The sequence below is a fragment of the Paenibacillus sp. FSL H3-0333 genome, assembly GCF_038002805.1.
In the GTDB taxonomy this organism is placed as follows: Bacteria; Bacillota; Bacilli; order Paenibacillales; family Paenibacillaceae; genus Paenibacillus_AQ; species Paenibacillus_AQ silagei.
The window spans coordinates 5,362,966-5,387,444 of sequence record NZ_JBBODG010000001.1 but is presented as its reverse complement, the minus strand read 5'-3'; the positions used below and the strand labels follow the sequence as shown (position 1 = coordinate 5,387,444).

Annotated in this window: 16 protein-coding genes; 14 read left to right on the top strand and 2 right to left on the bottom strand. The window is 54.5% G+C overall.

The window, feature by feature from the left end:
* Positions 1–354: 354 nt before the first annotated feature.
* Positions 355–1,065 (bottom strand): helix-turn-helix domain-containing protein, encoded by a 711-nt coding sequence (locus MHH78_RS24080; RefSeq protein WP_445668065.1) that lies wholly within the window; start codon positions 1,063–1,065, stop codon positions 355–357.
* Positions 1,066–1,378: 313 nt separating this feature from the next.
* Between MHH78_RS24080 and MHH78_RS24075 the strand changes: the two genes are divergently transcribed.
* The 14 genes from MHH78_RS24075 (at position 1,379) to MHH78_RS24010 (ending at position 22,505) form a co-directional block, all read left to right on the top strand.
* Positions 1,379–2,770 carry an ABC transporter substrate-binding protein gene (locus MHH78_RS24075; RefSeq protein ID WP_341169054.1) on the top strand — a complete coding sequence of 464 codons (1,392 nt, stop codon included), beginning with the start codon at positions 1,379–1,381 and terminating at the stop codon, positions 2,768–2,770.
* Positions 2,771–2,862: 92 nt separating this feature from the next.
* Positions 2,863–5,757: an extracellular solute-binding protein gene (locus tag MHH78_RS24070; RefSeq protein ID WP_076073652.1), complete on the top strand. Its 2,895-nt coding sequence runs from the start codon at positions 2,863–2,865 to the stop codon at positions 5,755–5,757.
* Positions 5,758–5,775: 18 nt separating this feature from the next.
* Complete coding sequence (locus MHH78_RS24065) at positions 5,776–6,741, top strand: carbohydrate ABC transporter permease (RefSeq protein ID WP_076073655.1); 966 nt, start codon at positions 5,776–5,778, stop codon at positions 6,739–6,741.
* Entirely contained in the window at positions 6,738–7,619 is an 882-nt protein-coding gene (locus MHH78_RS24060; protein ID WP_036724919.1) for a carbohydrate ABC transporter permease, read from the top strand. Before MHH78_RS24065 ends, MHH78_RS24060 begins: the two co-directional genes overlap by 4 nt.
* Before the next feature lie 18 nt (positions 7,620–7,637).
* Positions 7,638–9,098, top strand: a complete 1,461-nt coding sequence (locus tag MHH78_RS24055) for a hypothetical protein (RefSeq protein WP_341169053.1) — start codon at positions 7,638–7,640, stop codon at positions 9,096–9,098.
* Positions 9,095–9,721: a YIP1 family protein gene (locus MHH78_RS24050; RefSeq protein ID WP_036724916.1), complete on the top strand. Its 627-nt coding sequence runs from the start codon at positions 9,095–9,097 to the stop codon at positions 9,719–9,721. Before MHH78_RS24055 ends, MHH78_RS24050 begins: the two co-directional genes overlap by 4 nt.
* 14 nt (positions 9,722–9,735) lie before the next feature.
* Positions 9,736–12,300 carry a DUF5696 domain-containing protein gene (locus tag MHH78_RS24045; RefSeq protein WP_076073660.1) on the top strand — a complete coding sequence of 855 codons (2,565 nt, stop codon included), beginning with the start codon at positions 9,736–9,738 and terminating at the stop codon, positions 12,298–12,300.
* Positions 12,297–13,202: a carbohydrate ABC transporter permease gene (locus MHH78_RS24040; RefSeq protein WP_036724913.1), complete on the top strand. Its 906-nt coding sequence runs from the start codon at positions 12,297–12,299 to the stop codon at positions 13,200–13,202. Before MHH78_RS24045 ends, MHH78_RS24040 begins: the two co-directional genes overlap by 4 nt.
* A gap of 16 nt (positions 13,203–13,218) precedes the next feature.
* A complete protein-coding gene (locus tag MHH78_RS24035; RefSeq protein ID WP_076073664.1) occupies positions 13,219–14,166 on the top strand; it encodes a carbohydrate ABC transporter permease in 948 nt (315 codons plus the stop codon).
* A 19-nt stretch (positions 14,167–14,185) separates the two neighbouring features.
* Entirely contained in the window at positions 14,186–15,436 is a 1,251-nt protein-coding gene (locus MHH78_RS24030; RefSeq protein WP_341169052.1) for an endo-1,4-beta-xylanase, read from the top strand.
* Between the two features lie 137 nt (positions 15,437–15,573).
* Positions 15,574–17,247: an extracellular solute-binding protein gene (locus MHH78_RS24025; protein WP_341170368.1), complete on the top strand. Its 1,674-nt coding sequence runs from the start codon at positions 15,574–15,576 to the stop codon at positions 17,245–17,247.
* A gap of 33 nt (positions 17,248–17,280) precedes the next feature.
* Complete coding sequence (locus MHH78_RS24020; protein WP_076073670.1) at positions 17,281–19,038, top strand: sensor histidine kinase; 1,758 nt, start codon at positions 17,281–17,283, stop codon at positions 19,036–19,038.
* Positions 19,016–20,650 carry a response regulator gene (locus MHH78_RS24015; protein WP_341169051.1) on the top strand — a complete coding sequence of 545 codons (1,635 nt, stop codon included), beginning with the start codon at positions 19,016–19,018 and terminating at the stop codon, positions 20,648–20,650. The genes MHH78_RS24020 and MHH78_RS24015 overlap by 23 nt, the downstream gene beginning before the upstream one ends.
* 148 nt (positions 20,651–20,798) lie before the next feature.
* Positions 20,799–22,505 carry an RICIN domain-containing protein gene (locus tag MHH78_RS24010; protein WP_341169050.1) on the top strand — a complete coding sequence of 569 codons (1,707 nt, stop codon included), beginning with the start codon at positions 20,799–20,801 and terminating at the stop codon, positions 22,503–22,505.
* A 338-nt stretch (positions 22,506–22,843) separates the two neighbouring features.
* On the opposite strand, the gene MHH78_RS24005 is transcribed toward MHH78_RS24010, so the two are convergent.
* Positions 22,844–24,037 carry an IS256 family transposase gene (locus MHH78_RS24005; protein ID WP_341166367.1) on the bottom strand — a complete coding sequence of 398 codons (1,194 nt, stop codon included), beginning with the start codon at positions 24,035–24,037 and terminating at the stop codon, positions 22,844–22,846.
* Positions 24,038–24,479 lie beyond the last annotated feature (442 nt).

The following is a 24,479-nucleotide window of genomic DNA, read 5'->3' as shown; positions in this document are numbered from 1 at the left end:
ACCATAATTCGGAAAAAGCGGGCGGATGAGCCGAATGAGGGGCATTAGTGCACCTGAATTCTTCAAATGTGGGCAGATGAGCTGAATGAGGGGCATTAGTGCACCTGATTTCTTCAAACGTGGGCAGATGAGCCGAATGAGGGGCATTAGTGCACCTGAATTTATCAAAAGTGGGCAGATGAGCTGAATCAGGGGCATTAGTGCACCTGAATTCATCAAATGTGGGCAGATGAGCTGAATGAGGGGCATTAGTGCACCTGATTTCGGAAGAAGTGGGCAGATGAGCGGGCAGGTGCGAACTGGAACGCAACATTATACATAACGCACAGGCCGCTCCCTCCACCCCCCTCTGTCTCAGGCAATGACGAAGCATTGCTTGCGGTATTCATTGGCGCTGGTTCCCGTGTATTCTCTGAATTTCTTGTAGAACCAGTCGATTTCCGAATATCCGACAGCATCTGCAATCTCATAGATCTTCATGTCGGTCGTTTCCAGCAGCAGCTTGGCCTTCTCCATCCGCTGACGCAGAAGGTATTCGTTGAAGGACATCTTCTCCTGCTGCTTGAATTTCTGTCCGAGATAGGCGCAATTGAAGTTCAGGGTGTCGGAGATCTGCTTGAGTGTAATATTATGATGGAGCTGCTCATCCACGCATTGCTTGATCGTACTGACGATCGGACACGGGGAGGACGGCTCATTTTGAATGGTGAACTGAGCATAATCCCGCTCTACAGCAGCGGGTCTGCCAGCCTGAGCCAGCACCCGACTAACCGCCTCCAGACTTCCGCCCAGCTCAGCCGGGTCCACCGGGTCTGTTAAGTAATCGCTTACATTATAGAGTAAGGCTTGGCGCGCCAGCCCGAAATCTCCGCTGCCCCCGAGCAGAATAATCGGAACGGAGCTTCCCTGCCTGATCTGCTCACAGACTCTCATGCCCGGCGTATGGGCATCCCTGATATTTAGAAGAACCAGTGATATCCCCTCGCTGCGGATCAGCCGCAGAATATCGGATGAATAATCAGCATGCGCATGAATGATGAAATTCTTAAGTCTGCTCCCTGCCATATAAGAAGCGATCTCCCGCACTTGGGCGTTTCGCTCTACACATAAGATTCTGTACAACATGAAGACCCCGCTTTCAGAGAGAAGTTAAGCTTCCTTCATTCATTATGTGCAACAGAGCCGGGCGCTACAATGTGCAATTCTTGCACCAGGCTCCATTTGTTTACCTGATCGAAATCCGGTTGCCCGGTGGATAAGGACTTGCGGGCCGGACCTATAATTTGACAGGTGAACACCTGAAATTAGACGGGTTGCTGCCTGAAAATGTAAGCGCTAAACTTTCGAGGTAAGTCATTCATACTTGGGGGGACAGATCATGCGGGCAAAAAAAGTAATGTCAGTATTCATTAGTATGTTGTTATTAGCTGCAACGACGGCTTGCGGTGGCGGAGCAGGGAACGGCGGAAACGCCGGCGGGGGAGCGTCAGCCCAGCCGGCGGCGGCTACGGAGGCTCCGGCAGCTGAAGCCACTGCAGAAGCTACACCGACTGCAGAGCCGAGCAATGCTACACCGGACAAGGATTTCGATATGGGCGGCAGAACGATCAAGATCGTGTCCTGGTGGGATATGACGATTCCCGAGGACAATCCTGATAATATCCAGCGCTCGAAGAATCTGAAGGAATTGATGGCCAAGCATAATTTCAAGGTTGAATATGTCGCGCTGGACTTCGGTGAATACCAGAAGAAGGTTGTGGCTTCACTGGTCGCCGGTGAACCGCTTGGCGATATTGTCAGAATGGGCAAGGGCTATATGATTCCGGTGCTGACGAAGCAGGATATGTTCTGGCCGGTTGACGATTACACCAAGAATGAGAATGCCTTCAATCAGCGTATGACTACAGAATTCTCGCAATATGAGGGCCGGGGCTATGGCTTCTCGGAGAATGCGGGCAACCTGATCAGCGGAGTATTCTATAACCGCACCCTGATGAAGAAGCTGGGCATGAAGCCGCTCCAGGAATATGTGAACGAGGATAACTGGAACTGGGAGACCTTCACACAAGTCGCCAAAGAAGCGAACAAGGATACAGATAACAACGGGAAACTTGATGTTTGGGGCTTGGCCTCCGGCGGGTTCCTGGAAATGGCGCTGGCCTCCAACGAGACCGATCTGACCGTTGACGATAAACAGAATCTCGATGATCCCAAGCTGCTGGAGGTCTTCAAGTTCATCGCCAAGCTGGGTGCCGAGAAGGTAGCGCGGCCGACAGAAGGCGGGGACTGGCAGGAACCGGCGCAGTTCTTCCGTCAGGGGAACACGCTGATGTATGCAGGAGCAGATTATGAGGCGAACGGCTTCAAGACGGATATGAAGGATTATGATATCGGCTTTGTTCCTTTTCCAAAAGGACCTAATGCTACCGAATACCACAGTGTGGAATCCAATGTCCAGTTCCTGACCATCCCGAAGAAGGCCGAGAATCCGGATCAGCTGCTGTATATCTGGGAGAAGATCAACGATATCGAGTCCATCTACGATTATCCGAAGCAGGCTTCCCTGGAGAGCACGTATGACAACGAGGATGATATCAACAACGCCAAGCTGGTCGAAGGCGGCATGCTGCTCACGAACCATAATACCTTCTCAACCATGCCTTACTACGAGATGATTGACGAACTGAAGAAGGGAACCTCGGCATCTACTGTTATTCAGAAGTACAAGGCGAAGGTTCAGGCTTCTGTAGACGCAGTCTACAAAAAATAAACGGATATCCGCATGGAACAACAGTCCCCCGCGGACTGTTGTTCCCATTCTTGCTGAAATTTTATGATCCATCGCTTAAGGGGAGGAGTACGTTGAATATTCGAATCAGGAACATAGCGATTATATTGGTTGTTGTCCTGCTGGCCGGGACGATCTGGATATTTAATTCCTCAGGGCAGCCTGTGCATTCCGACTCTCCCGCAGTAGGCAAGTTCACGGCAGCCGCGCAGGATGCTGAAGAAGGCAGCTATGAAGCCTATCTGAAGCAACACGGGGATGCCCCGCGCCCTGACCGGGAGATCCGCATCGAAGGGGAGAGCTATTCCCCCGGCAGCGGAGATGTCTTTGAGGTGAAGCAGCAATTCGAGGGGCTTGACGGAGCAGCAGTCATTACCCAGGAATCGGGAACCATCTCCTGGGAGGTGCCGGTTCCGGAATCCGGGCTGTATAACATCCGGGTTCATTATTATCCGGTGGAAGGCAAAAGCTCGTCCATTGAACGTTCCTTATCCATCAACCGGGAGGTGCCGTTCAAGGGAGCGGATACCTTGCTCTTCGACCGGGTCTGGGGGAACCGTGAGGAGGTCATTAAGCAGGATGACCGCGGCAACGATCTGCGTCCCAGACAGGTGGAGCAGCCGGTGTGGCAGTCCACGGTCATTGCGGACAGTGAAGGCTTCTATGAGGAGCCGTATGCCTTCTATCTGGAGCAGGGGAACCAGACCCTGTCGCTGACCGCACTCCGTGAGCCGATGGCCATTGATTATATTGAGCTGTTCCAGGACCGGACAGTGCGCACCTATGCAGAGGCTAAGCAGGAGTATGAGACTAAGGGCCTTCAGCCGGTACAAGAGCCTTATATCGAGGTCCAGGCCGAAGCGGCATCCGCCAAATCCTCGCCTACCTTATACCCGTTATCCGACCGCTCCAGCCCGGCAGTGGTTCCTTATGCCGTCTCCAATTTAAGGATCAACACCATCGGCGGGGTGAACTGGAAGCTTCCGGGGCAATGGATCGAATGGGAGATTGATGTCCCTGAAGAAGGTCTGTACCGGATAGCGCTCAAGGAGAAGCAGAATCAGCTCCGGGGCGTCTATGCCAACCGCAGCCTGACCATTGATGGTGAATATCCGTTCACCGAGATGAAGCAGATCCGCTTCAATTACTCTCCCGGCTGGCAGATGAATGTGCTCGGCGGGGAAGAGCCTTATCTGTTCCATCTTACACAAGGGACGCACAAGCTGAGACTGACCGTGACCCTGGGCGATATCGCGCCGCTGGTCCGTACCGTCCAGTCCAGTGTCCTGACCTTGAATGAAATGTACCGCAATATTCTGGCGATTACCTCCAACAACCCGGATAAGTTCCGCGACTATCAGCTGGAGAAGCGGATACCGGAGATGACCAAGGTATTCCGGGAGCAGGCGGAGATTATCCGCGGTGTCGGCGAATACCTGGAGCAGGCCACCGGGGAACGCAGCGACAAGGTATCCGTGCTGTACTCGATGGTTACCCAGCTGGAGGATATGGCTAAGCATCCGGACACGGTAGCCAAACGGCTGGTCTCCTTCAAGACGAATGTCGGCGGACTGGGGACCTGGATTCTTAGCGTGCGGGAACAGCCGCTGACACTGGATTCACTGGTGGTCTCGGCGCCGGATAAGCCGCTTCCGTCTGCGCAGGCGACCTTCTTCCAGAAGCTGAAGCATGAGCTGAGAGCGTATGGCGCCTCGTATACCGAAGACTATGACAGTATCGGTAACGTGACGAAGAACCAGAAGGCGATTACGGTCTGGATTTCGACCGGCCGGGATCAGGCTCAAGTGATGAAGAGCATGATTGACGATACCTTCACGCCGGATTCGGGCATCTCCGTGGCACTGCGGCTGGTGCCTCCGAACATTCTGCTGCCGGCAACCCTGGCGGGCGAAGGGCCGGACGTAGCCATGCAGATCGGCGAGGATCTTCCAGTGAACTATGCGATGCGCAAAGCATCGGCCGATCTGTCCCAGTTCGCCGATTTCAAAGAAGTGGCTGACCGCTTCCGCGACAGCGCCCTTACGCCTTATAAATACAATGGAAGCGTCTACGGGCTGCCTGAGCAGCAGATCTTCCCGATGCTCTTTTACCGGAAGGATATTCTGCAGGAGCTTGGCCTGGAGCCCCCTACTACGTGGGAGGAAGTCTACAATGTCGTCTCTGTGCTGCAGAGACATAATCTGGAGTTCTATCTTCCCCTGGAGGATACACTGAACAACGCGACGCTGGTGCCCAATGCGGCCTTCACCATGCTGCTCTACCAGAACGGCGGGCAGCTCTACACGGACGATCAGAAGCGAAGCGCGCTGAACTCGGAGACCTCCATGAGTGAATTTAACAAGTGGACCCAGTTCTATACCAATTACAAGTTCCCGGTGAAGGTGGACTTTCCGAACCGTTTCCGTACAGGCGAGATCCCGATCGGGATTGCCGATTATACCATCTATAACAGCCTGACGGTAATGGCGCCGGAAATCCGCAATTTGTGGGAATTCACGGTGGTGCCGGGAACGAAGCAGGCGGACGGCACGGTGGACCATAGCGTAGCCAGCCATACAACCGGTGTCATGCTGCTGGAGAATGCCAAGGACAAGGATTCGTCCTGGGAATTCATGAAGTGGTGGACAGACAAGGACACCCAGGTCCAGTACGGCCGGGAAATGGAAGGGCTGATGGGAGCGGCGGCACGTTATCCGACCGCGAACATTGAAGCGCTGGAGGAGCTGCCGTGGCCGGTGAAGGATTACAAGGAGCTGGAGAGCCAGTGGCAATGGGTGAAGGGTAACCCTCAGGTTCCCGGCGGGTACTTCACAGGCCGGCATCTGGACAATGCGTTCCGCAAGGTGGTCAACGGGAATGTAAATCCGCGTGAAGCCCTGTCGGATTATCTGATCTACATTAACGATGAAATTCAGATCAAACGGAAGGAATTCAAACTTCCGTATTAGGTTGGAGGCTGTAAGCTGATGGTACAAATACAGAATACCACTGAACCAGCCTTGCCAGGGCTGGCTGGCGGTCCGGTCAAGGAATCCCGCCTGGCGCAATTATGGAGAGATATCAAGAAGAGCAAGCATTATTATTTCATGATGAGTCCCTATATGATCATCTTCTTCCTGTTCACAGTAATCCCGGTGGTCGTCTCCTTCGGGCTGAGCTTCTTCTACTTCAATATGCTGGAGACGCCGAGATTCATAGGCTGGGAGAACTATTCAAGGCTGCTGCTGGGCGATGATGTGTTCATGATCGCGCTGAAGAACACCTTTCTGTTCGCTGTGATCACAGGCCCGTTAAGCTATATCGCATGCTTCCTGTTCGCCTGGCTGATTAATGAGCTGTCGCCCTTTGTCCGGTCGCTGATGACGCTGGTCTTCTATGCGCCTTCGATCTCGGGCAATGTGTTCTTCATCTGGCTGATTGTCTTCTCGGGGGACAGCTATGGTTATCTTAACGGCTTCCTGATGAAAATCGGGGTGCTGCTGGAGCCGATTATCTGGCTGCAGAATGAGAAGTACATTCTTCCCATTATCATTATTGTGCAGCTCTGGCTGAGTCTCGGCACAAGCTTCCTGGCCTTCATCGCCGGACTTCAGACCGTGGACCAGACGCTGTTCGAGGCCGGAGCGATGGACGGAATCAGGAACCGCTGGCAGGAGCTGTGGTTCATTACCCTGCCGTCCATGCGTCCGCAGCTGATGTTCGGCGCGGTCATGCAGATTACCGCCTCCTTCGCGGTTGCCGAAGTCTCTATTGCGCTGGCGGGCTTCCCGAGTGTCAACTATGCGGGACATACGGTGGTCACGCATCTGATGGATTACGGGACACTGCGCTTTGAGATGGGCTATGCCTCTGCCATTGCTACCATTCTCTTCGCAATTATGCTCGGAACCAACATGATGACCCAGAAGCTGCTTCGAAAGGTGGGTGAATGACCCTGTATTCAAGAGTGATAGGGGCCCTTCGCCCTCAAAAAAGACTGAACCGTTCCTTTGCTGTCAGCTTTATGCTCTTCGGCCTGCTGCTGGGCTTCGGCGCGTTCATGGTTCTTCCGCTGATCTATACGGTGAACAATGCCTTCAAGCCGCTGGATGAGCTGTTCATCTTCCCGCCGAGATTCCTGGTACGGAACCCGACGCTGGAGAACTTCACCGATCTGATGGTGATCATGGGCAATTCCTGGGTGCCGTTCACCAGATACATTGCGAATACTCTGCTGATCACACTGGTAGGGACCGCAGGACATATCCTGCTGGCGTCGGCAGCGGCGTATCCGCTGGCCAAGTTCAAATTCCCGGGCTCCAGCATTCTGTTCAAGATTGTAGTGCTGTCCCTGATGTTCTCGCCGCATGTTACGGCGATCCCCAACTATCTGGTCATGTCGCAGCTGGGGTGGATCAATACCCAGGCGGCGATTATCGTGCCGTCACTGGCCTTTTCACTAGGTTTGTTCCTGATGAAGCAGTTCATGGAGCAAATCCCGGATGCGCTGATTGAGGCGGCCAAAATCGACGGTGCGAACGAGTACCGCGTGTTCTGGCAAATCGTAATGCCGAATGTGAAGCCGGCATGGCTAACGCTGATGATCCTGCAATTTCCGGCGCTGTGGGGCACAGATGGAGGAAGCTTCATCTACAGTGAGAACCTGAAGACGCTTCACTACGCGCTCAGCCAGGTCATCCAGGGCGGGATTGCGCGTGCCGGGGTCGGAGCGGCCGTCGCTCTGCTGCTGATGACCGTGCCGATTCTGTTGTTCATTATTTCACAGAGCAGTGTCATCCAGACGATGGCCACATCCGGTATGAAAGAGTAGAGAGGAGGAACGGTGACAATGGTCGCAAGGATAAAGAAACTGAGAACCGGTCTGCTGGCCTTGTGCTGCCTGGTCAGTCTGGGGCTTGGCGGAGAGCTGGCCCTGGCAGAGAGCGCAGCCCCTTCCTACAATTATTCATACTGGGGGAATGCGGTGGCGGCTCCATCCGCCTACGAGGCTACTACGCTCATCACGGGTGCCAGCTCCGGTGCGGGCCCATTCAACAATCCGCAGGATATTCAGGTTACAGAGGATAAGCAGATCTATGTTCTGGATAGCGGCAATAACCGGTTTGTGATTCTGGATCAGGATTACAAATCCGTCAAGACGGTAGACGCGTTCCAGTTCAAGGGGAAGGCGGAGAAGTTCAACAATCCGCAGGGCATCTATGTGACGCAGCAGAAGGAAGTGTATGTCGCGGATACGGGCAATAAGCGTATCGTCCATCTCGACAGCGACTTCAAGGCTGTGGGGATCATTGAAGCCCCGAAGTCCGAGCTATTGCAGGCGAACTTTGAATTTCAGCCTGTCCGTGTTGCTGTAGACAAGGCGGACCGCATCTATGTGATGTCGGCCGGCGTCTTCGACGGATTCATGGAATTCGGGGCGGATGGTGTGTTCAAATCGTTCATTGGTGCGAACCGGGTGCATGTCGATGCGGTGGAGTATTTCTGGAAATCGATCTCCACCAAGGCGCAGCGTGAGCAGATGGTGATGTATACGCCTACCGAATTCACCAATCTGGATATTAATGATGAAGGCTTTCTGTACGCTACCAACGGTGACGATTATGGGGACCCGATCAAAAAGCTGAACGCGCAGGGGGCAGATATTCTGCGGAGAGAGGGCTATTACAAGCCCAGCGGTGATCTGCTCTACTCCACGCGCTCAGGGGGTGCCCCGCGGCTCGTGGATATTGATGTGAGCGACAGTGAAATATATGCGGTGCTGGATGCCAGCCGGGGCCGGGTGTTCACGTACAACGGGGACGGCTATCTGCTGTACATTTTCGGCGGAATTGGTAACCGTCTGGGCGAATTCAACACCCCGGTTGCCATTGAGCACAGCGGTGACGATATTCTGGTGCTGGATCAGGCGCTGGGTGAAATCACGGTATTCCAGACCACAGAGTATGGAAGAACGCTGAACAGTGCTGTGCGCAGCTACTATAACGGTGATGAGGAGATGGCTTCCCAGGAGTTCAGCAAGGTCGTCAACCTGAATGCGAATATGGAGTATGCCTATGCGGGCATAGGCAAGGCTTATCTGCGGCAGGGCGAGTACAAGGAGTCGGCGGAGTATTTCGAGCGCAGCATGGACCGGACCAACTATTCCAAAGCGTTCCTGCTCTACCGTAAGGAAGTGCTTCGCGGACATTTCTCCACCATTATGACGGCTCTGATCGCGCTGGTGGCCCTATGGCTGGGCCTGAGAATGTACCGGAAAATGAAGGCCAGAAAGAAGGTGGAGCTCCATTGAACAGAGAAGCGCTGCAACATCCGCTGTATGTGATGGTTCATCCGTTCAACGGATACTGGGACCTCAAATATGAACGCAGTCAAAAAACCAGTCTGATCATCTCCTTCGGTATTCTGTTTATGCTGATTCTGACGAATGTTCTGGGCAATCAATACAGCGGGTTCCTGGTCAATATGAATAATCCCCGGTATCTGAACAGCCTGCTGGAAGCGGTCTATGTGCTGGTTCCTGTTCTGTTCTGGTGTGTGGCAAACTGGTCGCTGACTACGCTGATGGACGGGGAGGGGAAGTTCACGGAGATTTTTATTACCACCTGCTTCGCCCTAGTTCCGATTGTCCTGATTAATTTCCCATGGATCTGGATCAGCAATTTCATCTCGGCCCAGGAGAGCTCTTTTTATTACTTTTTCAAAAACTTTGCCATTCTCTGGTCGGGACTGCTGCTGTATGTGGGCATTATGACCGTTCATCAGTTCTCTCCGTCCAAAACGATCGGGACGATTCTGCTGACGCTGCTCGCTATGGCCTTCATGGCTTTCCTGACCCTGCTGTTCTTCAGTCTGGTTCAGCAGATGATTGCATTCGTCTCGACCATATACCAAGAAATTGTCTTGAGGAGATAGGAGGAGGACCGGGAATGAGGAAGCCGTTAATCATGCTGCTCTCGATTCTCTTCAGTATGAGTGTGCTGGCCGGCTGTTCGGCGTCAAGCTCAGGCAGCCAGGCCAGCGGGCATGAACCGAATCTTGAAGTGTCCTTTACGGAAGGGAGCGCGCTGAAATCTGCCTTCACCGATAGTGGGGTGAGCGGCATGACAGGGGTGCTCGAGAACGCGCAGCTCCGGCTGTTCATGGATGAAGCTACCGGAGGGATTGCCGTCAAGAATCTGTCGGACGGGACGGTCTGGTACAGCAACCCGCTGGACCGTGAAGCGGATGCCAAGGCCAGCGGGGATAATAAAGACCTGCTGTCCGCGCAGCTCAAGCTGGATTTCTATAACAACCTGGGTCAAGTCAGCTCTGTCAATTCATATACGGACAGCGTGGCCCATAAGCAAATGAAGATGGAACTGACGCCGGAAGGCGTCAAGGTCTTCTACCAGTTCGGAACGACCGCTGCAACAGCGGAGGATCTGCCGATGAAGATGGGCAAGGAGCGGTTCGAGGAGAAGATCATGAGCAAGATGGATAAGACCGGACAGCGGACGATGAAAATTGCCTACACCTTCGATGAGGAGAATGGTGTATATACGCGAAACGATGAAGCGCTGAAGGGGCTTCAGCTGGAGCGGACCCTGAAGGGCTTCGAGAAGGCGGGGTACACAGAGGAAGATCTGCAGCAGGACATCGCCGAGAACAAACTCAGCCAGACCAAGCCTGCTCCGCGTATTTTTCAGCTCGCCATTGAATACGCCCTGGACGGGGATCAGCTGGTCGTCAAGGTTCCGGCAGCGGATATCCGCTATCCTGCGGATTATCCGGTGAATGACATCTCCCTGCTGAGCTTCCTGGGTGCCGGAGGGAGCAAGGATTCGGGTTCCATCCTGGTGCCGGACGGCTCAGGAGCGCTGATTCATTTCAATAACGGCAAGATCCGTTATCCCGCATATAAGCAGGCGGTATATGGTGTGGATGGGACGATGGAGACCACAGATGCCTATGCACAGCAGCAGGAGGTCAAGCTGCCGGTGTTCGGCTTGATCCGGGAGGAAGGCGCCATGCTGGGCATTATTGAACAAGGCGCGTCCTTGGCTACCATCAACGCGGATACCAGCGGCAGATTGAATGGATACAACTATGTGTATCCGAGCTTCACCCTGATTGCCAAGGGAGATCTTACCCTGACGTCAAGCGATCAGAACCGCACCCTGCCGAAATTCCAGCAGGAGCCGCCCAAGACAGATTACGTTGTCCGTTATGCGTTCCTGAGCGGAGAGGAAGCTTCCTATCCGGGCATGGCGCGTTATTACCAGAGCTATCTGGCGGAGCATGGCGGACTGCCTGAGGCACAGCCGGCCGCTTCCGCAGAAGCTCCTGTGAATACGCCGTTCTATCTGGAGCTGGTGGGCGGAATCACGAAGACCAAGCATGTCCTCGGCATTCCGTATCAATCGCTGGAGGCATTGACCACCTTCGAAGAGGCCCAGAGCATTTTGGAGCAGATGAAGCAGCGCGGCATTGATCATATCAAGCTGAAATATGCCGGCTGGTTCAACCGGGGCCTCGATCACAAGGTGCCGGACCGGCTGTCTGTGGATCAGGCGATCGGCGGCAGCAAGGGACTGAACCGGCTGGCAGCATACGCTAAGGAGCAAGATATTCAGCTCTTCCCTGACGTGGCTCTGCTTCGGGCGAACCAGACCTCCGGCTTCCGTATTAATCAGAAGGCTTCCCGGATGCTCAGTGAGATTCCGGCAGCTGTCTATCCGTACAATATGGCCTTGAACCGGCGGGACCGTTCCTTCACGCCTGCCTACATTATTTCGCCAAGCAGGGTCGGCGGATATGTCGATGCCACGCTGAAGGAGATTGCGCCGTTTCAGACCGGGGGCATCTCACTCAGGGATATGGCCGATCAATTGAACAGCGATTTCCGTAAAAATCAAGAAATTGACCGGTCTGCGTCCGAGCAGATATCGGTCCAATCACTGGAGAAGATCACCGGACAGTCCCTGCGCATTCTCGCGGACGGCGGGAATGCCTACGCCCTCCCGTATCTCTCTGACATTACGGATGCTCCGGTGTCCAGCAGCCGGTTCAAGCTGGAGGATGAGGAGATTCCGTTCTATCCGATGGTGGTGCGGGGATATGTGAATTACACCGGCAAGCCTTTTAACCTGTCCACGTTCACGAATCCAAGGCAGTATATCCTGAAGAGTCTGGAGTACGGCTCCGGTATCTATTATGAATGGATGTATGCGCCTAATTACAAGGTGAAGGATACCGACTTCGATAACCTGTATGCGGTCAATTACGAGCAGTGGATCAACCAGGCAGCCGATATGTACACTGAAGTGAACGGAGTGATGAAGAACGTTCAGAATCAGCGGCTGACGGGTCATGAGAAGCTGGCAGACGGTGTCTATAAAAGCACTTACGGTAACGGGATGTCTGTCATCGTCAACTACAATAAGACAGCAGTCCTTGCCGAAGGCCGGACGGTTGAAGCCGAAAGCTATATTACGGGTGGTGAGCAATCTTGAAATCCATACTTAGACTGGACCGCAGATCCTACAAAGAGCAAAAGGCATTAATGGGCTTCTTCTATGTGCTGCCCTGGCTGCTGGGGTTCATCTTCTTCTTCCTGATTCCGTTGTTGTCTTCGCTGCGCTACAGCTTAAGCTCGGTGCAGGCTAATTCCGACGGACTGATTGTTCATTTCAGCGGCTTCCAGAATTATGTCGAAGCGCTGACGGTGAATACCGAATTCAACCGCTCGCTGGCCGATGCCATTATGAATATGGTCATCAATGTGCCGCTGATCGTCATCTTCAGCCTGTTCCTGGCGGTGCTGCTGAATCAGAAGTTCATCGGCAGATCGCTGGCCCGTTCGATTTTCTTCCTGCCCGTTATTCTGGCCTCCGGGGTCATTCTGAGCCTGGAGAGCACCAGCCTGATTCAGGCGGTCAACGATCAGAATGCCGGAGCGGGAGCGATTCAGGGACTGGGCACCTTCGAGCTGGAGGGGCTGATGCTGGATGCGGGCTTAAGCGAATGGGTAGTGAACTATCTGACCAGCGCCGTGAGCCGCATCTATAGTATTGTAAGCCAGTCCGGCGTACAGATTCTGATTTTCCTGGCAGGTATCCAGACCATCTCGCCGCAGCTGTATGAGGCGTCCAAGATGGAAGGGGCAACCGGCTATGAGGCCTTCTGGAAAATCACTTTTCCCATGGTCAGCCCGCTCATTCTGGTGAATTCCATCTATACGATTATCGATTCCTTCTCGAATAACGCCATGACGGACCTGATCCGGGAGACCGGCTTCACCCAGTTCAACTTCGGTCTAAGCTCTGCGATGGCCTGGCTGTATTTCGCCGCAGTGGCCTTAATTCTGGCCGTCAGCAGCTATCTGATCTCGAAGAAGGTCTTCTACTATGATTAAAGGGAGGATGGGACTAATGCATGCGACCCGCTTACTGTCGCTCGAACGCTGGAAGAAATGGATATGGTCCTTCGTGCGGCTGACGCTCATTGCAGGCCTGTCGTTCGTGATCCTCTATCCGGTACTCCAGAAGATATCCACGGCCTTCAAGGCCAAGAGCGATCTGTATTCACCGATTGTCGTCTGGCTTCCCGAGAATTACACGCTCGACAATTTCGTCAAAGCGATTGGAATTATGGATTACTGGCAGGCCTTGCTGAATACCTTCACCCTGTCGGCGCTGACTACAATCTTAACCGCCATCTCCTGCGCGCTTGCAGGGTATGGCTTCGCCCGGCTGAAGTTCAAAGGGAGCCAGCTACTGTTCGCCGGGGTCATATTGACGATCCTGGTTCCGCCGATCACGATTCTGATTCCGGTCTACCTGAATTTGAAGGATTTCAGCCTGATGGGGCTGATTCCACTGTTGACCGGCAAATCGGTGAATCTGCTCAACACCTACTGGCCGTTTATTCTAACCTCTGCTACGGCGAATTCGCTGAAGGCGGGGCTGTACATTTTCATCTTCCGGCAGTTCTTCCGGGGGATTCCCAAAGAGGTGGAGGAAGCGGCTTATATCGACGGGGCCGGGGTAGGCAAGACCTTCTACCGGATTATGCTGCCTAACGCGATACCGTCCATTGTTACGGTACTGCTCTTCTCGTTTGTGTGGCAATGGAACGACAGCTTCTTCACCACGACTTATCTGACATCCAGCAAGGTGATGGCGACCCAGCTCGGCTCGTTGCCGTATAATCTGGCGATTCTGCTGGAGGACGGCGCCAATTCCAAGGCTGATCCGTTCTACCTCAGCATGGTCCAGGATACAGGGATTCTGCTGGCGATTCTGCCGCTGATCATTATCTACCTGTTCGTGCAGCGGTATTTCGTGGAGAGTATTGAGCGTACCGGGATTGTGGGATAACCGTAGAAGGAGGATGACTGTGCGCCAAAATAACAGAACAAGCACTCCGGCCAGACTGGCCCGGAGTATAGTCTTCGCAGCCGCGCTTCTATGGTTATCCGGCTGCTCCGCTCCTGGCGGAGATGCGGCTCCTGCTGCATCCCCGCCAGGGAATGTAGCGTCATCCCCGGCGGCCTCGCCCGCCGGGACTCCGGCCGCTGCCCTTGCAGCTTCGCCTGAAGCTGCGGCAGAAGCTCCGGTGCAGCAGGAGGCTCCGCCGCTGGCGGCAGCCTATGCGGATTACTTTCCTATAGGAGCTGCGGTGGAACCGGACCAATTGGAGGGTCCCGCAGCCGAGCTGCTGAAGCGGCATGTGAACTGGCTCGTGGCCGAGAATGCCATGAAGCCGGATGCAATTGCACCGGCTGAGGGCACCTTCACCTGGGAACGGGCCGACCGGATCGTCGCCTTCGCGAAGGCGAACGGCATGGGGCTGCGCTTCCACACCCTGGTGTGGCACAGCCAGACACCGGAGTGGTTCTTCCAGGATGAAGCCGGTCAGGCGATGGCGGATGAGACCGATGCAGCAAGACGGGAAGCGAACAAGAAGCTGCTGCTGAAGCGGCTCGACAGCTACATCACCGCTGTTGTCAGCCGTTACAAGGACGACATCTCCTCCTGGGATGTAGTGAATGAGGTGATTGAGCCTGGAGACCCGGATGGCATGCGGGCCAGCGACTGGTATAAGATTACCGGCACCGAATTCATCGAGACAGCCTTCCGGGCGGCCCGCAAGGCTGGAGGGCCGGAGCTTAAGCTGTATATTAATGATTACGGCACAGATAATCCCGAGAAGCGGGACCGGCTCTACGAGCTGGTGAAGGACATGCTGGCGAAGGGGGTGCCGATTGACGGGGTTGGCCACCAGACCCATATTAATCTGGACTATCCTTCGGTGGAGAGCATTATCGAGTCCATGGAGAAGTTCCATTCCCTCGGCCTTGATAATCAGATCACCGAGCTGGATATGAGCCTGTATGTCTATAACGATCTCAGTGATGTCGGACCTGTGGTTCCCGAAGACATCCTGCAGCGGCAGGCCGCGCGGTACGGCGAGCTATTCGCTGCGTTAAGAGACCGGAAGGAGCTGCTAAGCGGGGTCATGTTCTGGGGCATTGCGGATGATCATACCTGGCTGAGCACGTTCCCGGCCGAGCGGACCGAGGCCCCGATGCTGTTCGACAGGCAGCATCAGCCCAAACCGGCCTTCCAGGCGGTCACAGATTTTTAAATGGTAAAGAACGGGTAAGCCAAACAAGAAATGCACCTTACAATTTCATTATTTTTGCCGGGATAATATAATATTCCGGTAATAAATAATCTTGCAAAGTGAGGTTGCAACTGGTGCCCAAAACAATCAAGAATACAATGGCCTGGACTGTCGCTGCATGCATGGCCGTACAACTGTTAACCGCTTGTGAGAGAAGCAATAGCCTTGCGGAGCGTTCTCCGGTTCCTGAGGGACAGCCGGGGAGCGCTTCGTTATATGAAGAGCCGGGTCTAAGCAAATATGATCCGCCCATCCAGCTGTCGTTCGTACGTGAGAACAACGATGCGCTGGAAGAAATACTGAAGGAATTGCCGGGAGAGTCGCTGGAGCATAACCGCTGGACCGAGCTGTATGAAGAGGTGCTCGGCATTAGGGTCACCTATGATTGGACGGAGTGGAGCTCCATCTACTCCCGCAAGCTGGGGGTATCTCTGGCCTCCGGGGATATCCCTGATATTGTGCGGGTGAATGCTTCGCAGCTCAGGGTGCTGAGCAATGCAGGGCTGATCCAGGACCTGAGCGAAGTCTATGACCAGTATGCAACCCCGTTAACCCGCAAGGTGCTGAGCGAGGAAGGAACGGGCCCGTTCGAGACGGTTACCCTTGACGGCAAGCTTATGGCGATCCCGGAGACCAATTCGTCCATTGAGGGTGCGATGTTCCTGTGGATTCGCACGGACTGGCTGGAGCGTCTCGGCCTGCAGCCCCCGCAGACGATGGCAGAGGTGCTGGCTATTTCGAAAGCGTTTACGCAGCAAGATCCTGACGGTAACGGCAAGCATGATACCTATGGCCTTGCGGCCACCAAATATCTGTGGGACCCGGTCATGGGACTTACCGGGTTCATGGCCGGTTATGGTGCGTATCCCGGAATCTGGATTAAGGACAAGACCGGCAAGCTGGTCTATGGAGGGATCCAGCCGGAGGTCAAGCATGCCCTGCAGGTGCTTCAGGAATTGTACCGGACAGGACAGATTGACAGGGAATTCGCCTTCAAGGACGGGGTCAAGGCCAGCGACTGGATTGAGCATGAGCAGGTTGGAATGATGTATGGGGAGCAGTGGGGCTCCTTCCTCGTGCAGTCCAGCCGTGAGCATAATCCGCAGGCTGAGTGGCAAGCCTTCCCGCTGGTCTCGGAGTCGGGTGCCGCGCCGAAGGTGCCGCTTCCGTTCAGCACCAACCAGTTCCTGGCGGTCAAGCAAGGCGTCGAGCATCCGGAGGCGCTGATTAAGCTGATTAACCTGCATCTGGAGAAGAATTGGGGGGCTACGAGTGAGGTGGAGCGGTACTATAACGCTCCGCAGGCGGTGTGGAAGCTGTCGCCGGTGACGCCGTTTCCGGTGCAGAAGAACCTGGAGGCCTTCCGGGAGCTGGAGACCTTCCGGCGCACCGGCGATGCCTCCGTGCTTCGTGATGAAGCGAAGACGATCCAGAAGCGGATTGCCGCTTACGAGGCCGGGGGTGCAGACAGCGAGACAGGCTGGGGCTGGGAGCGGACGTACGGGCCTTCGGGTGCTTTTTCCATCCTGGACGGGTATGAGCGCAAATCTCAACTGCTCTATGAGAGCTTCGTCGGTGCACCTACGGAGACAATGATCGAGAAGCAGAATATTCTAAATAATCTTCAGATTGATGCCTTTCTTGATATCATTCAGGGCAGACCGATCAGCCAGTTCGATGATTTCGTGGCACAGTGGAACAAGCTGGGCGGCGAGCAGATTACAGCTGAGGTCAACGACTGGTATGATGAGAAGGGCGGGAGCGGAAAATGATCGGACCTGAGCAGACGAGTGGAGGCGGTGCACGTGCTTAAGTTTCCTGCGGTGTCGATGCGCCACACTATTTTTATCCGGATGGTTGTCACTTATCTCGCTATTATTCTGCCGATTCTGCTGCTTGGACTCTACCTCTACAACTGGAGCTACAGGAATGCAAGTCAGGACCTGTCCAGAGCGACCCTGTCGCAGTTAACCTATTATCTGGAGGACCTGAACCGCGAGGTGGAGTGGATGGAGATCCAGCAGTATGATCTTGCCCAGGATACCGAGCTGAACAAGATTGCCGTGACCTGGAATTACATGGACGATGTTCAAAAGCGGGAGAGCCTGAACTACATCACGCAGCGGCTCACCTCCCTGAAGAACAGCAGCGCCTACATCGGCGATGTGTTCGTTCATATCCGTACCATTAATAAAACGCTGTCCGCGATGAACGGCATCGATGATTTTGACAGCAGCAAGTTCAATTTCTTCCGGTCCGTCGATCTCAGAAAAGAAGGCCGGCTGATCAACTGGAACAACTTCCTGGAGCTAAGCGTTACCCAATCCAGCGGCAGGAGGAATGAGCCTCCGCTCTTCATCGTGCAGATTGAGCTGGACAACGAGAAGCTGAAGGATTCGCTCCGGGCGATTAACGCGTACGAAGAGAGCGGCTCGCTGCTGGTCTCGCGGCTGACGGATTATGCGCTCGGTACGGAGAACAGCTCGCCGGAGCTGATTGAGAGCTATCACCAGGCGATCGATGAGGGGAATCTGTACAACTGGGAGCTGGACGGAATACGGTATCATATTGACAGCTTCACCTCGGACAAGCTGGGGATGGCTGTGGCCACCTATTTGCCGGAGAAGGCGGTCAAGCGGCCGCTGACCAAGTTCGTGGTCTGGGCCTGGCTGTTCGCGGCGGCGTCCTTCCTGGCGGTGCTGATCTATTCCTACGCGACCTATAAGTTCGTCCAGAAGCCGCTGCTTGTGCTGATCCGCAGCTTCAAACGGATGGAGAGCGGCTCGCTGGATATTCAGATTGACCATGGCCGCAAGGATGAATTCGGCTATCTGTATCTCCGGTTCAACCAGATGCTCAGCCGGCTGCGGATGCTGATTGACCAGGATTACACCCAGAAGCTGATGATGCAGCGGGCGGAGCTGAAGCAGCTCCAGTCACAGATCAATCCGCATTTCCTCTATAACAGCTTCTTCATTCTCAGCGCCCTGGCGAAGCAGGGGGACAGCTCCCGGATTGAGGAATTCTCCGGCATGCTGGGCGAATATTTCCGGTTCATCACCCGTAACGGAGAGGATAATGTCCGGCTTGCGGAGGAGACGCGCCATTCCCGGATGTATACGGAGATCCAGAAGATGCGCTTCTCCAGGCGCATTCAGGTTCAATTCGATGAGCTGCCGGAAGACATGGAGGAGCTGCGGGTTCCGCGTCTGATTCTCCAGCCGATTATCGAGAATGCCTATGAGCATTGTCTGGAGAAGCAGGCGGAGGATGGGGAGCTGCGGGTTTCTTTTGAACAGGAGGAACGGGAGATTCGCATTATTGTTGAGGATAACGGAAGCGGGCTGACCGATGAACGGATCGAGACCCTGAGAAGGCGGCTGAATCAGAACGGCGGAACGCATGAAGTCACCGGCATGAGCAATATCCACCGGCGTATCCAATTAATCTACGGGGAAGGCAGCGGCCTGTTCCTGGACAGAAGTATGTTAAGCGGCCTCCGGGTCGAGATCCGGATTAGGCTGACGGGAGGTGAAGGTCTTGTACAGACTATTGATCGTTGATGATGAAGAGATAATAACAGACGGCTTATACGAGGCGTTCAACCAGCTGCTTCCGGACAAGCTTGATGTCTACAAGGTCTATTCGGCCAAAGCGGCCCTGGAGTGGCTCTCGCGCACCCGGATCGATATTGTGCTGACCGATATCCGCATGCCCGGCATGAGCGGGCTGGAGATGTCTGAGCAAATCCGGGAGTTTTGGCCGCGGTCGCGGATTGTTTTTCTGACCGGCTACAGTGAATTCGATTATGCCTATAGTGCGCTGCAGCTTCCCGGGGCCCGTTATCTGCTGAAGACCGAGGGCTTCGACAAGATTATTGAGACGGTCCAGGAGGTGCTGCAAGAGATTGAGCAGGGCAATATGCTAAGCGAGCTGCTGGAGCAGTCCAGGGAGCAGCGCGATTCCATGGAGACGGCGGCGCAGGGCGATTATCTCCGCCATCTGCTTCAGGACAGCCAGGCCTTGTGTAAGGATACGGATGCGTTACGTTCAGACTTCAGCAAGCTGGGTATCAGCCTTAATGCTGATACCCCGGTCATGCTCGTTCTTGGACGGCTTACATACCCGGAGGGCATCTCTTACATGGACCGGCGTGAGCTTCTGACCTCTTCCCGGCTGATCTGGAATTCCCATCTGGCGGAGATGACCCGGCATGCCTGGGTGCTTGACAGGCACGGGGATCTCCTGTGGCTGCTGCAGCCTCTGCACAATGCCGGGGCTGCCTTCGGCGTGAATTTCGCGCGGTATCTGGAGGGGACGCTGGAGATGATCCAGGAGTCCTGCCGGCAGACGCTGGGCCTGCCGGTTGCTTTTACGGTCAGTGGCTCGGCCTGTGCCTGGACAGAGACCGGCCGCCATTACGAGCGGCTTCACCGGCTGCAGCAGATGAAGATCGGGGACGGCATCTCCATGGTGCAGATTGACCGCAGCGGTCCGCCGGAGTCTGACGCAGTCCGTGAGACCGGGGTCCGGCTCCAACAGCGGGTGGAGAATCTTGCGGCCCATCTGGATGCCGGACGGCGGGAGCGGTTCGCTGAGACGCTGGAGGAGATCCGGGAAGGCATTCATTCGGGCGTCTCCGTGGAAGAAGCCGCCGAGCTGTATTATACAGTTGCCCTTGTGCTGCTGTCCCATCTGAACCGCTCGGAGCTCTACAGCCTTGTCAATGAATATGGCAAGCTGATGCGGCTGGACGAGCATTCTTCCCTGGGGGAGGGCATCTATTATCTGGAGAGGCTGGCCTCCGATCTCTTCGAGCAGAGAAGCACAGCCGAGAAGGAACGCTCCTCGGAGGTTATTGAACGGATCTGCGATTATATCCACAGCCATTTGGGCGAAGACCTGTCTCTGGTGCGGCTGGCCGAGCTGCATTATTTCAATCCGTCGTACCTGTCCCGCTTCTTCAAGCAGGAGCAGGGTATTAACCTGTCTGAGTACATTGATCAATGCCGGGCTGTCAAGGCGAAGGAGCTGCTGGGAAATGAAACGCTCAAAATCCGCGATGTGGCGCTGTATGTCGGTTATGAGGCCCACCATTCCTTCACCCGGTTCTTCAAAAAAATGACGGGAATGACCCCCCAGGAATACAGGGAGTCTCTGCATGTAAATTTATAATCTGAGTCTATCAACTATAATTTGTAAGTCTATCAACTATAATCACACAGGTTTCAGCCCGTCTCCCCGCAGAGTACAATTCAGATGTATTCGCTTTCATTAAGACGGCATCAGCCGATTTTACGAAATGAGAAGGAGATGGGTATCTGTGAGAAAAAGGAAGTTAAGCTTATCCATGAAGCTGCTGGTGATGCTGGCCCTGCTGCTGACGCCGATGCAGTCCGGCGGCGGCACTGCAAACGCTTGGGAGGGTTCGCCTGTTCCCAAGCTGCATGTAAGCGGCAATCAGCTGGTGAACAGCAGCGGGCAGCCTGTGCTGCTAAGCGGCTGGCATCAGCCTACCGGGGCTTACTGGACGTATCAGAACAGCAATTATTATCTGAACCGCAACGGCGGGAACCGGCATAAGGCCACTCTGGAGTACCTGAAGGAGATCACGGATACCTTCACCAGCACCTCCGGCAAATACGGCAACAACCACGGCTGGTACTCGAATCAGGTCCGCCTGTTCATCGACCGGGAGGATATGGGTGATGTCGCGGCAGGAACGTATAACTTCGCGGGCCTTCAGGCAGCTACCCAGAATCTGATCATTCCCTATGTGGAGTATGCGAAGACCAAGGGGCTGTATGTCACGCTGGGGCTGGACTTCACCCTGCTGGACAATAAGGCGACCACCCAGGCCAATCTGGACAAGTTCAATCAGATCTGGGGTTACCTGGCCTCCCAGCCGGGACTCAAGAGCGCGGATAATGTCATGTTCGAGCTGGTCAACGAGCCGGTGCTGAGCGATGTGAACGGACAATGGGGCGGCAATCCCTCCCAGCCTAACTTCGCAGCGTTCTGGAATTCGCTGAAGAACTTCCAGAACTCCATGATCTCCACGATCCGCAGCAAGGGCGCGGACAATGTAATCTGGGCTTCTGGACTCGGCTGGGATCAGCATTATCAGCTGACGGCATCGAGTCCGCTGACCGACCCGCTGAATAATTACGGCTATGCCGTTCACTGGTATCCGGGCTACGGCGCTTATGACAATTTCAACTCGCTTCAGCAGATCTGGGATAGCAGCATCAAGCCTGCTGCCGATGCTTACCCGATCAATATTACTGAAACGACCTGGTTCAAGAACCAGCCGGGCGACTCCGCATATTGGGATCTGTTCAACGGTACGAATGCAGGCTTCGGCAAGAATACCAAAGCGATTTTCACCGCCGCCGGCAATGTCAGCATTGCCGTCCATATGAACGGCTTCCTGCTCGATCCCGGTCCCAAAAGCTCCTTCGCCGATCCGGACGGCGGGCTGCTCTATGACGGCAACGCCACCCGGGACGGCATGGCGCGCTTTATCTTCGAATGGTACTACGAGCGGGCACAGTTCAACCCCTGGAACGGGGTGTGGAACGGGGTCACCAACAATGCGAAATATAAGCTGATCAACCGGGCGTCAGGCAAAGCGATTGACGTTCCGAACGGGCAGAATACGAACTCTCTTCAGCTCCAGCAGTGGCCGGAGAACACCGCGCTGGCTCAGCAATGGACGGTTACGGATATGGGCACGTACAATAATATTTACCGGCTGCGCAGCGTGAATTCTTCCGACAATAAGGTGATGGATGTGCGTAACGGCACGAAGAATAACGGCGAAGCCATCCAGCTGATGCAGGATTTGAACAACACCGCCCAGCAGTTCCGGCTCATCAAGCTGAGCAACGGCTACTGGAGCATTCTAAATGTGAACAGTAACAAGGCAGTGGAAGTCACAGGAGCCTCCACCGCAGACGGCGCGAAGCTCCAGCAGAACCTCTACCGCGGCGATCTGCATCAGCAGTGGAAGCTGGTCCAGGTGAACTAGAGCTTTATGGTAAGAGCCCCCTTCTCCATCTGCAGGGCGGTCCGGGACAGTACCGGATTGCCGCGCGGGGGGAAGGGGGCTTTTTGCGTGATGAAGCAGGGGAAAGGGGGCGGGCGAGGAGGTGTGGAGGACGGGTGCGAAGGCTGGAGGTTCGGGCGCAAAGGTGTGGAGGGAAACAGTTGCCTTTTATACACTTACTGGTGAACAAAAGGCTCCTCCTACGGTAGCGTCAAGAAGTTTGTGTAAAAGAGTAGAAGTGCCTCCCCCGGGTTACGGGTTGGGATGTAGTGTTTCTGGGGGAAGGGGGAACCCCGACCCCCAGAAACTGGATTTCTCTGTTACGCCTCTTCCGGTGTGGGCAAAGAGGGGTAGCGTGTTTCGAATAGCACTTTTAGCTTCTTTTTAACGGCATCCACTCCAAAGCCTTGGGCGACCCGCCCTGCATGACGTTCATTGTATTCCAGCATCTCCAGGTACACGATTTTCTCTGCGGCATCCATGTTTGTCAGACTGTTCATCGGTTTCAGACGCTTGCGGATTTCCTTGTTCATCCGCTCGATGGGGTTCGACGTGTAGATCGCTTTACGGATCGACAGCGGATAGTTGTAGAACGTCAGGAGTGTGGATAACTGTTCCTCCCAGGACCTCATTTCCTTCGGATACAGCTTGTTCCACTTCGCTTTGACCGTATCAAAGTTAGCCCGGGCTACCACTTCATCCGGTGCCGTATATATGGTTTTCAACGCCTCCATGACATCGGTTTTGTGCTCCAACCGGATTTTATGGAACGTGGCCCGCACTTTGTGCACTACGCAATGCTGTACATCCGCCTGAGGATAGGTCTCTTTAAACGCCGCATCCAGCCCCGGCAGTCCGTCAAACACACCCAGCAGGACTTCCTGCGCTCCGCGGTCGTACAGGTCTTTGAGTACCTCCCGCCAGCCATTCGAACTCTCTTGGCCACCCACGTAGAACCCGAGAATTTGACGCTGTCCCTCCTCGTCAATTCCCATCGCAAAGTAGACCACTTCACCACGAACCGTGCCCCGTTTCAGCTTCACGTACAGCCCATCTAAATAGATCACAGAGTACCGTTTGCTCAGTGGCCGCTTTTGCCACTGGTGGATATCGTCCAGCACTGTAGCCGTAATATTGCTGACCGTGGTGGGGGAGTAGTGGCTGCCAAACATACTTTCAATGAACCGGGCCACATCCCGCGTACCCATGCCCGATTTATACATTTGGATGACGGCCTCTTCTAACCATCCGTCCCGCCGCTGGTACGGCTCAAACATCTGCGTCTGGAAAAGGCTTTGGCGGTCCCGGGGCACCTGAAGATCCTCGATATGGCCATATTTCGTGTGTAAGTCTCGCGTATAGTAGCCATTGCGACTATTGCTGGCGCCGGCTTCTTCACTCTCCATAAACCCCTGGATTTCGGCGCGCAACAGGCGTTCCATGTTGTCTTTCACAAAATCTTTAACAAGTTTTTCAAATAGATTATTCAGAGAACTTTCGGGTAAAATATTCATTGGTAGGGTTCCTCCTTGGTGGTTTCGCAATCCCGAGGATACCCTACTTTTTTGGTGCCTGACTAGGCTCCAAATCTTGGTACACAACTTACTTTACGCCATCCCTCCTACGGCAATGGTTGGATAAACAACACTTAATTTTGCGCATTTCCACTAAAGTGACGAAATCAAACCCATTAGATGCTCTTTATCCACTTGCTCCCGCCTAATCCTGAGAATCCAGCAAATTAAGATACCTTTGTCCACCTATTTCCGAGAGAGAAGATGACACAAGTAGTTTTGCTTGCGGCAGGGCCAGAGAAGGTGTGATTTTTCAACCAGCCTACCCGCCCACTCCCGTCGAAGTTGATGCATATGCGCCCACAAGCATCACAATCCGCATAAAACAAACCAAGCTCTTTACACCTTCGACTCTCTCACTCCTTATATAAGAAAAGCAACA

Coding starts and splice junctions, on each gene's coding strand:
- MHH78_RS24080 (WP_445668065.1), bottom strand. CDS start 1,065: ATGGCAGGGAGCAGACTTAAGAATTTCATCATTCATGCGCATGCTGAT.
- MHH78_RS24075 (WP_341169054.1), top strand. CDS start 1,379: ATGCGGGCAAAAAAAGTAATGTCAGTATTCATTAGTATGTTGTTATTA.
- MHH78_RS24065 (WP_076073655.1), top strand. CDS start 5,776: ATGGTACAAATACAGAATACCACTGAACCAGCCTTGCCAGGGCTGGCT.
- MHH78_RS24060 (WP_036724919.1), top strand. CDS start 6,738: ATGACCCTGTATTCAAGAGTGATAGGGGCCCTTCGCCCTCAAAAAAGA.
- MHH78_RS24055 (WP_341169053.1), top strand. CDS start 7,638: ATGGTCGCAAGGATAAAGAAACTGAGAACCGGTCTGCTGGCCTTGTGC.
- MHH78_RS24045 (WP_076073660.1), top strand. CDS start 9,736: ATGAGGAAGCCGTTAATCATGCTGCTCTCGATTCTCTTCAGTATGAGT.
- MHH78_RS24035 (WP_076073664.1), top strand. CDS start 13,219: ATGCATGCGACCCGCTTACTGTCGCTCGAACGCTGGAAGAAATGGATA.
- MHH78_RS24025 (WP_341170368.1), top strand. CDS start 15,574: ATGGCCTGGACTGTCGCTGCATGCATGGCCGTACAACTGTTAACCGCT.
- MHH78_RS24005 (WP_341166367.1), bottom strand. CDS start 24,037: ATGAATATTTTACCCGAAAGTTCTCTGAATAATCTATTTGAAAAACTT.